This window comes from Bradyrhizobium sp. CCGE-LA001, from assembly GCF_000296215.2.
Classification (GTDB): Bacteria; Pseudomonadota; Alphaproteobacteria; order Rhizobiales; family Xanthobacteraceae; genus Bradyrhizobium.
This window is the reverse complement of sequence record NZ_CP013949.1, coordinates 5,783,609-5,796,596: the sequence shown is the minus strand read 5'-3', so window position 1 is coordinate 5,796,596 and position 12,988 is coordinate 5,783,609. Positions and strand designations below refer to the sequence as shown.

The 12,988-nt window shown below is 66.0% G+C and carries 9 protein-coding genes; 6 read left to right on the top strand and 3 right to left on the bottom strand.

Features of this window, described 5'->3' with window-relative positions; genetic code table 11:
• Positions 1-35: 35 nt before the first annotated feature.
• Positions 36-1,145, bottom strand: a complete 1,110-nt coding sequence (gene nadA / locus BCCGELA001_RS27140) for a quinolinate synthase NadA (protein ID WP_008562147.1) — start codon at positions 1,143-1,145, stop codon at positions 36-38.
• A gap of 334 nt (positions 1,146-1,479) precedes the next feature.
• On the opposite strand from nadA, the gene BCCGELA001_RS27135 reads away from it, so the two are divergent.
• The 6 genes from BCCGELA001_RS27135 to BCCGELA001_RS27110 all read left to right on the top strand — a co-directional run bounded on the left by BCCGELA001_RS27135 (position 1,480) and on the right by BCCGELA001_RS27110 (position 9,137).
• On the top strand, positions 1,480-2,730 hold the full coding sequence (locus BCCGELA001_RS27135) for an MFS transporter (RefSeq protein ID WP_008562149.1): 1,251 nt from the start codon (positions 1,480-1,482) through the stop codon (positions 2,728-2,730).
• A gap of 41 nt (positions 2,731-2,771) precedes the next feature.
• Positions 2,772-3,758 (top strand): acrylyl-CoA reductase (NADPH), encoded by a 987-nt coding sequence (acuI, locus tag BCCGELA001_RS27130; protein ID WP_060736724.1) that lies wholly within the window; start codon positions 2,772-2,774, stop codon positions 3,756-3,758.
• Between the two features lie 116 nt (positions 3,759-3,874).
• The gene (locus BCCGELA001_RS27125) at positions 3,875-4,474 is read left to right on the top strand and encodes a hypothetical protein (RefSeq protein WP_060736723.1); all 600 of its coding nucleotides are present in this window, start codon (positions 3,875-3,877) and stop codon (positions 4,472-4,474) included.
• 164 nt (positions 4,475-4,638) lie between these two features.
• On the top strand, positions 4,639-4,875 hold the full coding sequence (locus tag BCCGELA001_RS27120) for a DUF6894 family protein (protein ID WP_008562160.1): 237 nt from the start codon (positions 4,639-4,641) through the stop codon (positions 4,873-4,875).
• Positions 4,876-5,224: 349 nt separating this feature from the next.
• Positions 5,225-7,195: a methyl-accepting chemotaxis protein gene (locus BCCGELA001_RS27115; RefSeq protein WP_060736722.1), complete on the top strand. Its 1,971-nt coding sequence runs from the start codon at positions 5,225-5,227 to the stop codon at positions 7,193-7,195.
• A 253-nt stretch (positions 7,196-7,448) separates the two neighbouring features.
• A complete protein-coding gene (locus BCCGELA001_RS27110) occupies positions 7,449-9,137 on the top strand; it encodes a methyl-accepting chemotaxis protein (protein ID WP_060736721.1) in 1,689 nt (562 codons plus the stop codon).
• A 4-nt stretch (positions 9,138-9,141) separates the two neighbouring features.
• On the opposite strand, the gene BCCGELA001_RS27105 is transcribed toward BCCGELA001_RS27110, so the two are convergent.
• Both BCCGELA001_RS27105 and BCCGELA001_RS27100 read right to left on the bottom strand, forming a co-directional pair.
• Complete coding sequence (locus BCCGELA001_RS27105) at positions 9,142-11,841, bottom strand: DUF2339 domain-containing protein (RefSeq protein WP_060736720.1); 2,700 nt, start codon at positions 11,839-11,841, stop codon at positions 9,142-9,144.
• Between the two features lie 45 nt (positions 11,842-11,886).
• Entirely contained in the window at positions 11,887-12,855 is a 969-nt protein-coding gene (locus BCCGELA001_RS27100) for an NUDIX hydrolase (protein ID WP_060736719.1), read from the bottom strand.
• Positions 12,856-12,988 lie beyond the last annotated feature (133 nt).

The following is a 12,988-nucleotide window of genomic DNA, read 5'->3' as shown; positions in this document are numbered from 1 at the left end:
GGGACGACAGCTGTGGTCGTTGCTGCGCTTCGTACTCAGTTCTTCAGGTTGATCATCCGCTCGACCGATTGGCGCGCGCGGCTCGCGAGCGCGGGATCGATGGTCACTTCCTCGCGGAGCGTCAGCAGGCTCTCCAGGATGTTGGCGAGCGTGATGCGCTTCATGTGCGGGCAGAGATTGCAGGGGCGCAGCATCTCCACATCGGGCAGCTCGGCCCGGACGTTGTCGGCCATCGAGCATTCCGTGATCATCACCAATCGCCGCGGCCGCTTGTCGCGCACCCAGCTGATCATGTGCGCGGTCGAGCCGGTGAAGTCGGCTTCCGCCAGCACGTCCGGGGGGCATTCGGGATGCGCGATGATCTGCACCGTGGGATCGGCTTCGCGGAGGCCGCGCAGCTCGTCGCCCGTGAAGCGCTCGTGCACCTCGCAGGCGCCCTTCCAGGCGATGATCTTCACGTCGGTCTTGGACGCCACGTAGGTCGCGAGATAGCGGTCGGGGAGGAAGATCACGCTCGGCGCGTTCAGGCTCTCGACCACCTGCACCGCGTTCGACGACGTGCAACAGATGTCGACCTCGGCTTTCACCTCCGCCGAAGTGTTGACGTAGGCGACCACAGGCACGCCAGGAAACTTTTCGCGGAGCAGGCGCACGTCGGCCCCGGTGATGCTGGCGGCGAGCGAGCAGCCGGCTCGCGAGTCCGGTATCAACACCGTCTTGTCCGGGTTGAGCAGCTTCGAGGTCTCCGCCATGAAGTGCACGCCGCACTGCACGATGATGTCGGCCTTCACCTTGGTGGCTTCGACCGCGAGTTGAAGCGAGTCGCCGCCGATGTCGGCAACGCAGTGGAAGATCTCCGGCGCCTGGTAATTGTGCGCGAGGATCACGGCGTTCCGGGCGCGCTTCAGTTCGTTGATCGCCTTGATCGTCGGTGCCATCAGCGGCCATTCGATCGGTGGGATCACGTGCTTCACGCGCTCGTAGAGGGATGCGGTGGCGCGCTCGACCGTTGGCGTCCAATCCAGTGAGGGCGTCGGCAGGGCCAGTTCGGGCCGGCGGGGCGTGGGGGGAGGGACGCTGTTGACGGTCTGGCCCTGCGGCCGGTTGGCGAAATCGTCGGGGCCGTAAATTCCAGTGATCGGCATCGAAGCCTCCCTCAGATACAATATACTCAATATGAGTATATCTAAAGCCCGAATATTCCGACCTGCAGGCCGGAGCAGATAAGATCAGGAGTTAGATATGCTCAACGTGAGTAAATCAAAGGTAACATGCTTCCTGGGTGCCCGCTAGGGGCTGCCACACACATTCCCGTCAAGTCGCCGGCCTGTCTCGGACCGGACGCAGGAAACGCAATGCTCCCGCGGCAGCCCTTCTTGGAATGCAATCGTTTTCAGCTTGGGATTTTCATGCAGATGCATTAAGTGCGTCGCTGGGGCTTGCTATCCGCGGAGCCGCCAGCGACAGACGAGGAACACCATGTCGACACAGGTAGGCGAGCTTCAGGCCTCACGTGCCTCCAATTGGCGCACCCCGGCTGTCATCATCCTCTGCGGCTGCGCGATCGGCATGCTCGGCTTCGGTCCGCGCTCGGTGCTGGGCTTCTTCGTGCAGCCGATGAGCCATGAGTTCGCTTGGGGCCGCGACGTGTTCGGCCTTGCGATCGCCGTCCAGAACCTGCTGTGGGGCCTCGGCCAGCCCGTCGCGGGAGCGGTCGCCGATCGGTTCGGCCTTTTCCGCGTAATGTGTGTCGGTGCTCTGCTCTATGCCGGCGGCCTGCTCATGATGCGCTACTCCTCGACGCCGCTGTCGCTCGACATCGGCGCCGGCGTCATGATCGGCTTCGGTCTCGCCGGCTGCTCGTTCAATCTGGTGCTGTCGGCGTTCAGCAAGCTCCTGCCGGCCGAGAAGCGCGGCCTTGCGCTCGGCGCCGGCACCGCGGCGGGATCCTTCGGACAGTTCCTGTTCGCGCCGATCGGCGTCGCGCTGATCGACAATTTCGGCTGGCAACAGGCGCTCTCCGTATTCGGCTTCCTGATGCTGCTGATCATCCCGCTATCGCTGGCACTCTCGACGCCGCCGGTCGCGAGCACTGCCAACACGACGCCCGCGGACGAGCAGACGTTCACGAGGGCGCTCGCAGAGGCCTTCGGCCACCGCTCTTACGTGCTCTTGGTGCTTGGCTTCTTCACCTGTGGCTTCCAGCTCGCCTTCATCACCGTGCATCTGCCCGCCTTCCTGGTCGATAGCGGCATCACGGCGCAAACCGGCGGCTGGGTGATCGCGGCGATCGGCCTGTTCAACATCGTGGGCTCGCTCAGCGTCGGCTACCTCCAGAACTCGCTGCCCAAGCGCTACATCCTCTCGACGATCTACTTCACCCGCGCGCTTGCGACGCTCGCCTTCATCTCATTCCCGATCACGCCATTCTCGGCGATCGCATTCGGCGCGGTCTCGGGCCTGACCTGGCTGTCGACGGTGCCGCCGACCTCCGCGCTAGTGGCGCTGATGTTCGGCACGCGCTGGCTTGCGACGCTCTACGGCTTCGCCTTCGTCAGCCATCAGGTCGGCGGCTTTCTCGGCGTCTGGTTGGGGGGCATCGTGTTCGAGCGCTTCGGTTCCTACACGCCGATCTGGTGGCTCTCGATCCTGTTTGGTGTGCTCTCCGCGCTGATCAATCTTCCCATCGTGGAGAAACCGGTTCAGCGGGCGGTTGCGCAGCCTGCCTGATCGGCTAAACATTCCCGACAAACAAGTCAGGGAGTTCAGTCGTGGGCACATTCAAGGCAATCCGGATCGACAAGGCGGATAAAGGCACTACCGCCGCTCTCACGCAGTTCGACGAAGCCGAACTGATGGACGGTGACGTCACCGTGCGCGTGGAATGGTCGACGCTGAACTACAAGGATGGCCTCGCGCTCACCGGCAAGGCGCCGGTGGTGCGCCGTTTCCCGATGATAGCCGGCATCGATTTCGCCGGCACGGTCGAAGCGTCCTCGCACCCGCATTGGAAGGCGGGCGACCAAGTGGTTTGCACCGGCTGGGGCATGGGCGAAACCCATCTCGGCGCCTATGCCGAGAAGGCGCGGGTGAAGGGCGATTGGCTGGTCGCGTTGCCGCAGGGCCTGTCGGCGCGCGACGCCATGGCGATCGGCACCGCCGGCTTCACCGCGATGCTCTCAGTGCTGGCGCTGGAGAAGCACGGCATCTCGCCGAAGAGCGGCCCTGTCGTGGTGACGGGCGCGGCTGGCGGCGTCGGCTCGGTTGCGACGGCGGTGCTGTCGAAGCTCGGCTACCACGTCATCGCCTCGACCGGCCGTGCCTCGGAGGCCGACTACCTGAAACACCTGGGTGCAGCCGAAGTGATCGACCGCAACGAATTGTCGGCGCCGGCAAAGCCTTTGGCCAAGGAGCGCTGGGCGGGTGGCGTTGACAGCGTCGGCTCGACCACGCTCGCCAACCTGCTGTCGATGACGAAGTACGGTGGCGCGATCGCGGCCTGCGGCCTGGCGGCCGGCATGGACCTGCCATCGTCCGTCGCACCGTTCATTTTACGCGGGGTGTGCCTTCTCGGCATCGATTCGGTGATGTGCCCGATCGAGCCGCGAAAGGCCGCCTGGCAGCGCCTTGCGTCCGATCTGGATCGGACGAAGCTCGCTGAAATCACTAAGGAAATTTCGCTTTCCGAGGCGCCTGACTGGGGCGCGAAAATCCTCGCCGGCGAGGTCCGCGGCCGTATCGTGGTAAAAATTGTCTAACGGCGTTCAGACTTTACCAACCAACCTGCTCCAATGTTGCCATGGTTGGTATGGTAAGCAGCGGGTAAAGGAAGATACGGCATCGCCCGCTGCGGGGGTTGGGTTCGGAGTAGAGCATGCTTGCGCGTATTGTGTTGGGGGCTGTCACGGCGGCAGTGACGTTTGCGCCGGCCATTGCCGGAAGCATGAATGCTGATGAGGCGCGCCGCTTCGTCGCCGGCAAGGTGTTCGCCTTCACCTGCTTCGATGGCACCCGCGGTGCGGGCCGCATTCTCGACGACCTCGGCGCTGCCGGCGCCGTGCAGTTCTCGGGCGCGGGCCCGGTCAAACATCTCCGCCTGCCCGGCAACACGCTCCAGATCCGCGGCCAGAACGTCTGCGCCTCGATCAAGGGAATTCCGTTCGAGCCCTGTTTCAACCTTGAAAAGACCGATGATCGCAGCTTCCGCGGCTCGGTCTCCGGCATGGGCTTCGCCTATTGCGACTTCCACCATCAGGGCGGCAATCAGATGCTGATGGCGCGCGCCGCCGCGCGTCCGCGTTCGCTGCGCTCTTCGGAGCGTACCGGTTCGGTCCCTGCACCGCACACCGAAGTCGCCGCGCGCGTCGAGACGCCGCGTGTCGAGAGCGGTCGCCTTGAGCCGGTGAAGGCGGAAGCCAAATCGGAAGCCCCGAAGATCGAGGCTCCGCTGGAGCTGCGCCGCTCTACGCAGTGAGTCGGCTGCGGACCGTTCCCGCACACTTTTCCCGTTGAAGACATCGATCGAGCACGGAGTCGCCGCGCCGTAGTCGTACGGACGGCGGTTTTCATGCGTTGGTAGCTGTTCGCGTCCCAGTTTGCGTACGGCCGAGGGACGCGGCCCTACGCAAGGGTTCAACGATGTCGCTGTACTTCTTCCGCATCAGCACCGGCCGTTATTCCGGCGCCGCCGATCAGCCCTACGAGTTCGAGGACCGCGCAGCGGCCTGGACCGAAATGACCGAGGTCTGCGCCAATCTGCTCGGCAGCATCGCCCGCGGCCTGAAGCCGAATGGCGAGTGGCGCATGGAGCTGCTCGACGAAAACAAGAAGCCGGTCTTCTGTATCAGCCTCGTGGGAGAAACCGTGATGCGGTAGAACGAGGCCTCCATCGCTGCTTGTGATCGACTTGTGCAGCGCACGACGATAGAGACGGGGGCTGGGCGTCCTCGCAGGTGCTGTCCCCGCGCAGATGTTTCTGGCGACAGCGATCGACTGAAGGTCGAGGGTTGGCCGGTGTCCCGCGGCCCGACCGTGGCGTCTCTCAACAGAAGGTCTGCAACCGACGCGCGTGATGGCGCCGCGGCAGCGCGCATCCGTACTGCCGTGCCGCGACAGATTCGCGCAGGGTTAACCTTCCGGAAAAGCGATGTAGGCATGATCTCTGCAATTGTCCGGGCGCTGAGTCGTCCTACGCGTATTGCGTCTTCATCGTTGGAGCACATTCATGAGCGGCATTTCCATTCGCCTCACCCATAAGGTCATGGCGATCGGACTTTTCGGCCTCGTCGGTCTTGCCGCCTTCGGCGCGATCTATGAGATCGGCAGCCTCTCCCAGGATGCGTCCCGCGAAATTGCCAACCGTGCCCGCGCGATCGCCGATCTCAACAAGCAGCTCTCGATCGAGATGCTGGAAGCGCGCCGCAACGAGAAGAATTTCCAGCAGCGGCGGAACGAGAGCTACGCCAAGGCGCATGGTGAACTGATGGGGCAAATCAACCGCGATTTCGAGGAAATGGAGCGGCTGACGGCGGCCGGCGGCATGCGTGCGTTGTCCGACAAGATGAAGCAGGCCCACGCCGGGTTCAAACGCTACGCCGCGGACTTCGGTGCACAGGTGACGGCCGAGACCAGGCTCGGGTTGAACGAGACGCTCGGCCTCTCCGGTTCGCTCCGCACCGCGGTGCACGACATCGAGGTCAAGCTGAAGGAGATCGACGATCCCCGGACGACGAGCTGGATGCTGATGATGCGCCGGCACGAGAAGGACTTCATGCTGCGGCGCGATCCCAAATACGTCGCCGAGGTGAAGAAGGCCGGAGTTGAATTCTCCAAGGCGATCGAGGTCGTGGCCGTCCCGACGGCGGTGATGCACGACGTCACGTCCAAGCTCCAGAAGTACCAGTCCGAGTTCGCGGCTTGGGCCGAGACCGCGCAGCAAAGTGCCGCACTCGATGCCAGCATGATGAAGACGTTTCGCGATCTCGAGCCCATGATGGTCGAGGTGCGGACCGCGGTCGATGCCATGTACAGACAGGCCGACGCCGCTGAAGCGGCGACCCGCGAGGCCGTGCGCTTGTGGATGGCCGTTGCCTTCGGCGTCACCCTTGTCGCGCTCGCCGTGATCGGCTTCGTGCTCGGCCGCTCGATCTCGAAGGCGCTCGGCGCCATGGTAGGGGCCATGACGCGGCTGGCGCGCGGCGAGCTTTCGATATCCGTTCCCGGTGTCGGACGCCGCGACGAGATCGGCGAGATGGCCGGCGCGGTCGAGGTATTCAGAACCAACATGGCGGACGCCGAGCGGCTGCGTGCCGAGCAGGCGGAGGCCGACGCACGCGGGCGCGAACAACGCAAGGCGGACATGCGGCGGCTCGCCGACGCCTTCGAGGGCACGGTCGGTGAGATCGTCGAGACCGTGTCGTCGGCGGCAACCGAGCTTGAGGCGTCTTCCAACACGTTGACGCAGGCGGCCGAGCGCGGCAACGGGCTTGCCACGACTGTGGCAGCGGCCTCGGAGGAGGCCTCTGCCAACGTGCAGTCGGTGTCTGCGGCGAGCGAGGAGATGACCTCCTCGATCTCCGAGATCAGCCGTCAGGTGCAAGAATCGGCGCGAGTCGCCGACGTTGCCGTGGACCAGGCGCAGCGCACCAATGCGCGGATCGCCGAGCTGACGAAAGCGGCCGGCCGCATCGGCGACGTAGTCAGTCTGATCAATACCATCGCCGCCCAGACCAATCTGCTGGCGCTGAATGCCACGATCGAGGCGGCCCGGGCAGGCGAGGCGGGCAAGGGCTTTGCCGTCGTGGCCACGGAAGTGAAGGCACTTGCCGAGCAGACTGCGAAGGCGACCGGCGAGATCGGCCAGCACATCGGCGCAATCCAGGCTGCGACGGAGGACTCCGTCGGTGCGATCAAGGAGATCGGCGACACCATCGCGCGCATGTCCGAAATCTCCTCGACCATCGCCGCTGCGGTGGAGGAGCAGGGCGCGGCGACCCAGGAGATCTCCCGCAACATCCAAAATGCTGCGCATGGCACCTCGGAGGTATCGGAGAACATCGGTCAGGTCCAGCGTGGTGCCGGCGAGACTGGAGCGGCTTCGGCGCAGGTACATTCGGCCGCACGGTCTCTGTCGCAGGAGAGCAACCGGCTGAAGAGCGAGGTGACGCGTTTCCTGGAGTCCGTGCGAGCGGCGTGACGCTGGTTGCGTCGTTACTGCAAACCATCACACGGGGCCGAGATCTGTGCGGCTGGTTGCAGAAATGGTGACTGCCCGGCGGTGTCCCGTAGTTTTACGTAGGATCGTGTTAACGACTGCTTGCGACAATGCGGCGCAATCTTACGGGATAAGAACCAGCCAGCATTGTTGAACTGATCCCCGCCCGGTCGTCCGTCATGACGCCTGAGGCGCGGGTGACGTGCGCGTTGCCGGTATCATCGGGATTTGTGTGATGTCGAAGTTGTCGATCGTTTTCAAGCTGCTGACCGTGCTGTCGGTCCTCGTGCTCTCGCTCGCCGGAGTCGGCGTGATGGCGATCGGCACGATGCAGAACATCAACGCCCACACCGTCGAGATCGCGGAGAGCTGGCTGCCGAGCGTGCGAGCTCTCGGCTCGATGCGCGCCGACATCAACGAACTGCGCGTCGCGCTGCGTCTTCATCTGATGCAGGACACCGCCGAAGGCAAGGAGGCCGCCGAGAAGCGGCTAGCAGGCCTGCGCGAGCGCATCGAGAAGTCTCGCAGGGTCTACGAACCGCTGATCAACGCTGCCGAGGAACGCTCACTCTACGAGCAGTGGACCAAGGCGTGGGCCGAGTACCTGAATGGCGTGCAGGAGGTCATGGCGCTCTCGCGCAAGAGCATCGGGCGCTTCCCGACCGACGCCAACGAGATGTTGCAGACCAAGGTGGCGAAGATGGCCCAGGCTGCCGATCCGCTGCTCCAGAGAGGCATCGAGCTCAATAACAAGGGCGCCGAACTGGAGACGAAGCAGGCGGCTGACAGCTACGCCTTGATCTTCCGCGTGCTCGTGGGCGTCATCGTCGCGGCCGTCGTGATCGCGATCGGCGCGGCCTATTATCTCGTGCGCGACGTCTCTCGCGGCATTGCCTCGATCATCCGTCCGATGCAATCGCTCGGCGAAGGCGACCTCTTGGCCGAGGTGCCGCATCGCGGCGAGAAGACCGAGATCGGCGCGATGGCCGATGCGCTCCAGATCTTCAAGGAGGCGCTGATCGCCAAGAAGGCCGCCGACGAGGCAGCCAGGCTCGACGCCGAGGCCAAGATCGAGCGCGGCCGCCGCGTCGATGCCATCACCCGCAAGTTCGAAGCCATGATCGGCGAGGTCGTCGGCACCGTCTCCTCGGCCTCGACCGAGCTCGAGGCATCGGCGTCGACGCTGACCAATACGGCGCAGCGCGGCCAGGAGCTTGCGACCGTCGTCGCAGCGGCCTCCGAGGAAGCCTCCACCAATGTCCAGGCCGTGGCCTCCGCCTCGGAGGAACTGTCCTCCTCCATCACCGAGATCAGCCGCCGCGTTCAGGACTCGGCGCGGATGGCCGCGGAAGCCGTCGAGCAGGCGGCGCGCACCAACGAGCGCGTCAACGCGCTGTCGCAGGCCGCCGCGCGCATCGGCGACGTCGTCGAGCTCATCAACACCATCGCAGGCCAGACCAACCTGCTGGCGTTGAACGCGACTATCGAGGCCGCGCGCGCGGGCGAAGCCGGCCGCGGCTTCGCGGTCGTCGCGTCCGAGGTCAAGGCGCTGGCGGAGCAGACTGCGAAGGCGACCGGCGAGATCGGTGCGCAGGTGTCGGGCATCCAATCCGCCACCCAGGAATCGGTCAGCGCCATCCAGGAGATCGGCGGCACCATCGAGCGGTTGTCCGAAGTGTCCGCGGCGATTGCCGCCGCCGTCGAGGAGCAGGGCGCGGCGACGCAGGAAATTTCCCGCAACGTGCAGCAGGCCTCGGTCGGCACGCAGGAGGTCTCGGCGAACATCACCGACGTGCAGCGCGGTGCGTTCGAGACCGGTGAGGCCTCGGTCGAAGTGCTGTCGGCTGCGAAGTCGCTCGCGACCGACAGCACCCGCCTGAAGGTCGAGGTCGCGCAGTTCCTGGAATCGGTGCGCGCGGCCTGATCCCTTAGCTGCTCGCCTGCGGCGCCGGCGGCGGTGCGATCTGCCGTCGGAACAGGATGCGCTGGTAGAGCCAGCCGATCGCCACCAGCACGACGCCGAGGCACATGAACGACAGCGCGCGATAGACGCCTGTCAGCGTCGACATGTCGATGACGAAGGCCTTCAGGATCGTCAGCGCGATGACCGCGGCGGAGGCGAGCCGCGCGCGCTCCGAATTGACGAGGATGCCGACGCCGAGCAGCACCACGCCGAAGGCGAGCCAGCCGATCGAATAGGTGTATTGCTCCGCGCCCGTGGTGCCGCCGTAGAGCAGGACCGGGCCGTGATAGAAGCGGCGGATCTCCAGGGTCACATAGCTGAGTGCGAACACCAGTGCGCCACCTGCAATCGTGTTGGCGTAGGCGACGGAGCGATGTCCCGCCACTGCATAGGACAGCAGCAGCATCAGCACGGCCGGCAGGGCATAGCCGAGCAGCAGCAGGTTGAACACGAGACCGCCGACGTTGACGCCGGAGAACAGCAACGGGTTCTCCAGGATCAGGAGGCCGAACACGCTGATGACGCCGGCGATCGCCGTGAGCGCGACAGCGCCGACATTGTGCACGAGGCTGCCGCTGCGCAGCCGCAGCCGTTCCAGCCCGATCGCCATCGCCAGCGTGATGCAAACCTGGAGAGCGAATTCGAGCAGCGAGGGGACCGCGGTCATGCGGCCGCCGGTCGCGAAGTGGCGGATCTCCATGAAGGCGAGCAGCGCGGTGAACAGGATGGCCGCTGCCTCGACCACGCGCAGCGGCGCGTCGTCGGCGCGGCGGCGCAGGAAGATGCTCGCGCCCCAGAACGATGCCGCCGGGAGGCCGTAGCCCCACAGCAGCCAGTTGAAGACCGGCGTGGTGCCGACGGCATCGCCGACGATGCGCGGATCGTAGCCGATCCGCGCAGTGACGATCGCGGCGAAAATCGCAGCTAGCCGGCGCAGCACAGGAATCGGCCGCTGCAACGAGATCCAGGCCGTACCGAGCGACATCAGCGCGAGCGCGATCGTGAGCCAGCCCTTCTCCAGCGCGAAGGTCAGCGCCAGCGCCAGCGCGCCGAGCGTGCCCGTGGCGAACAGTGCGATGGACGTGGCGAGCCCCGGTCGGTCGTCGCGGCGCGAGAGGGCTTCGGTCGCGGCGCCGAAGGCGGCAGCGAGCAGCACGGCGAGGATCGCGAACGGGATCGAACGGTCGAGATGGGCGATGCGCGCATAGAGCGCGACCAGGATCGCGATCGGGGTTGCGACCGCTGCCGCCGACCACACCACCGGAATGACGGCCGAGTTCGACCGGCCCTGCGCCAGGAAGCCGGCAATGCCGAAGCCGGCTGCGAAGACCGCAGCCGTCACCAGATGCAGCGTTACGGAGCCGTCGATCGCCGTCGGGCCGACACCGGCAATCGGGCCGCCCGGCAGCACCAGCATGTCGGGATTGGCGCGCACCGCCCATTCGGCGAACACGATGAAGACGGCTGCACCGGCCGCGCCCAGCGCACCGGTCGCGGCCGGCGCGCGCCAGGCGACGAACAGTGTTCCGGCGACCAGCAGCGCGAAGGCGATCAGCGCTAGATCGGCATGTGCGCTCGACAGCACGATCAGCATCGCGCCGAACAGATAGGCGCCGAGCGAGCTCGATGACACCGGCTCGATCTCGCCGTCCTCGATCGTCGGCCCGAACATGAAGCCGCAAACGACGAGCAGCGCGGCCAGCACGAAGCCGGCGATCACATGGAAAGCGTGCGGCGCGACCTGAAGCTCGCCAGTGTCGAGACCGGGGAAGGTCCAGAGCACGGCGAACACGATCGTGGTCACAGCGAGCCAGCGCCACAGCCGGATGCGGGCAAGGCCGAAGCTCGCGGCGGTGACGATGGCGAGATAGATATAGAGCGCCCAATAGTCCGGCTTGCCGCTGGAAACGAGGATCGGCGTCACGAACGCGCCGACGACGCCGAGGCCCGCGAGCGCCGGTCCGTGCAGAAGTGCGGCGGCCAGCGTTCCCATCGCGACGATGCCGAGCAGCACGAAGGCCGTCGCAGGCACGAGGAAGCCATAGAGCGCATAGGCGGCATAGATGGTGGCGAACGCCACCGCCGTTCCGGCCGCGGTGAGGATCGCCGGGATGTTGGCGATCGGCAGCGCCTGGATGGTCGAGATGCTCTCCTTGCGGCGCGTCCATTCGCCGGCACTCAGCAGCGCCAGCGCGAACAGGCCGCCGAGGAACACGCGCACGCCGGGGCCGAGCAGGCCGGCCTCGATCGAATAGCGCACCATGAAGAAGCCGCCGAGCGCGAGCGCAAGCCCGCCGATCCACACCACCCAGCGCGTGCCGAGCCGCTCCTCGAAGCCGGGGGCAGGCGCGGGCAGTGGCGGCGGTGGTGCGGCTTCAGGGCTCGCCTCAAGCGGCGGCTCAGCAGCTTCGGTGATGGACGGGGCCGGCGCAGGCTCCGCGTCGGGCGCCAGCGGCGGCGGCTCTGCCTGCGTTGGTGCGGGGGTCTCTGCCTGCACCCACGCAGGCACGGGCGGCGGCTGCACCGGCCGCTGCGCGTATACCATCTCTTCGAGCGAGCTCAGCCGCCGCCGCAGCTCGGCCGCCTGGCTCGAGGCCTTGATCGCGATGAAGAAGGCGGCGATCGCAATGATCAACGCGAAGACGTCAAACGGGCCGTCGAACATGAAGCCTCCAGGCGACCGGCGGGGAGGGCGGTCGCGAATCCTTGTCTAGCGCCGGGAGCGCACGCGCAAGCCCGGCGCGGGCCGCTCCTGGAGCACGTCCCGACGGAAGCGATAGAGCGCTGCCGGGCGTCCGCCGGTCTGTGTCGACATCACCCCGGTTGGTTCGACCAGGGCTTCCATTTCGACGAGGCGCCGGAAATTCTGTTTGTGCAGGTGCCGGCCGGAGATGGCCTCCACCGTATGCTGCAATTCGGTGAGTGTGAATTCGGCGGGCAAAAGTTCAAACACCACAGGGCGATACTTCAGTTTTGCCCGCAGCCGCGCGATCGCCGTGGCGAGAATCCGGCGGTGGTCGAACCGCATCGAGCTCCCGAGCGCGGGAAGCGCCTTGCGCGCTAATGCCGCAGGGCGGCCATCGCGCCGTGCCTCCTCGATCAGCCCCGCCTCGTACAGGAGCTCGTAGCGGTCGAGCACGCGCTCCTCGTCCCAGGGCGCACCATCGAGACCGAAATAGAACCGCACGCGATCCTTGCGCGGCAGCGCGCGCGTCGTCTCCGGCGTCTCCTCCTCAGCCCATCTCGTCAGCGCCGGAATGATGTCGCGGGCGATGATGTCCGGCGGCTCCTGGCGCCAGTCCTCCCAGGGGAAGAAGCGGTACCATGGCTCGAAGCTGGCGCTGGTCGCTGCGAGCTCGCCGCCGGTGGCACGCGTCAACGCGAGATAGCCGATCGAGACCATGTGCGCGCCGGTGTCGCCGGCCTCGGCATGACGGCCGCGATCGCCGAACGTGTAGAGCTGCTCGACGTAGCCGAGACGCAGCCCGGTCTGCTCCTCGACCCAGGCGCGCAGGCCGATCTCGAAGGTGCGATGGGCCAGCGCATCGAACGGGCCGAACGGCAAGCCGGCAAGCCCGTCACTGCCGCGAGCGGCGAGGATCAGCGGCTCGTGGTCCTCGATCGCGACGATCGCGGCCGTGAGGCCAATTTCGATCGGCGTCAGCAGCGTCTCGCTCATGCGATGATGGTCGCGGATGTTGCGAGAAAGATATGCCGGTTGATCGCGGCGAGCTCTCCGCAGGTTCGCTGCAACCTCTCCCGCTTGCGGGAGAGGTCGGCGCGTAGCGCCGGGAGAGCGCTTTCTCCTCTAG

Coding starts and splice junctions, on each gene's coding strand:
- nadA (WP_008562147.1), bottom strand. CDS start 1,145: ATGCCGATCACTGGAATTTACGGCCCCGACGATTTCGCCAACCGGCCG.
- BCCGELA001_RS27135 (WP_008562149.1), top strand. CDS start 1,480: ATGTCGACACAGGTAGGCGAGCTTCAGGCCTCACGTGCCTCCAATTGG.
- BCCGELA001_RS27125 (WP_060736723.1), top strand. CDS start 3,875: ATGCTTGCGCGTATTGTGTTGGGGGCTGTCACGGCGGCAGTGACGTTT.
- BCCGELA001_RS27120 (WP_008562160.1), top strand. CDS start 4,639: ATGTCGCTGTACTTCTTCCGCATCAGCACCGGCCGTTATTCCGGCGCC.
- BCCGELA001_RS27115 (WP_060736722.1), top strand. CDS start 5,225: ATGAGCGGCATTTCCATTCGCCTCACCCATAAGGTCATGGCGATCGGA.
- BCCGELA001_RS27110 (WP_060736721.1), top strand. CDS start 7,449: ATGTCGAAGTTGTCGATCGTTTTCAAGCTGCTGACCGTGCTGTCGGTC.
- BCCGELA001_RS27105 (WP_060736720.1), bottom strand. CDS start 11,841: ATGTTCGACGGCCCGTTTGACGTCTTCGCGTTGATCATTGCGATCGCC.
- BCCGELA001_RS27100 (WP_060736719.1), bottom strand. CDS start 12,855: ATGAGCGAGACGCTGCTGACGCCGATCGAAATTGGCCTCACGGCCGCG.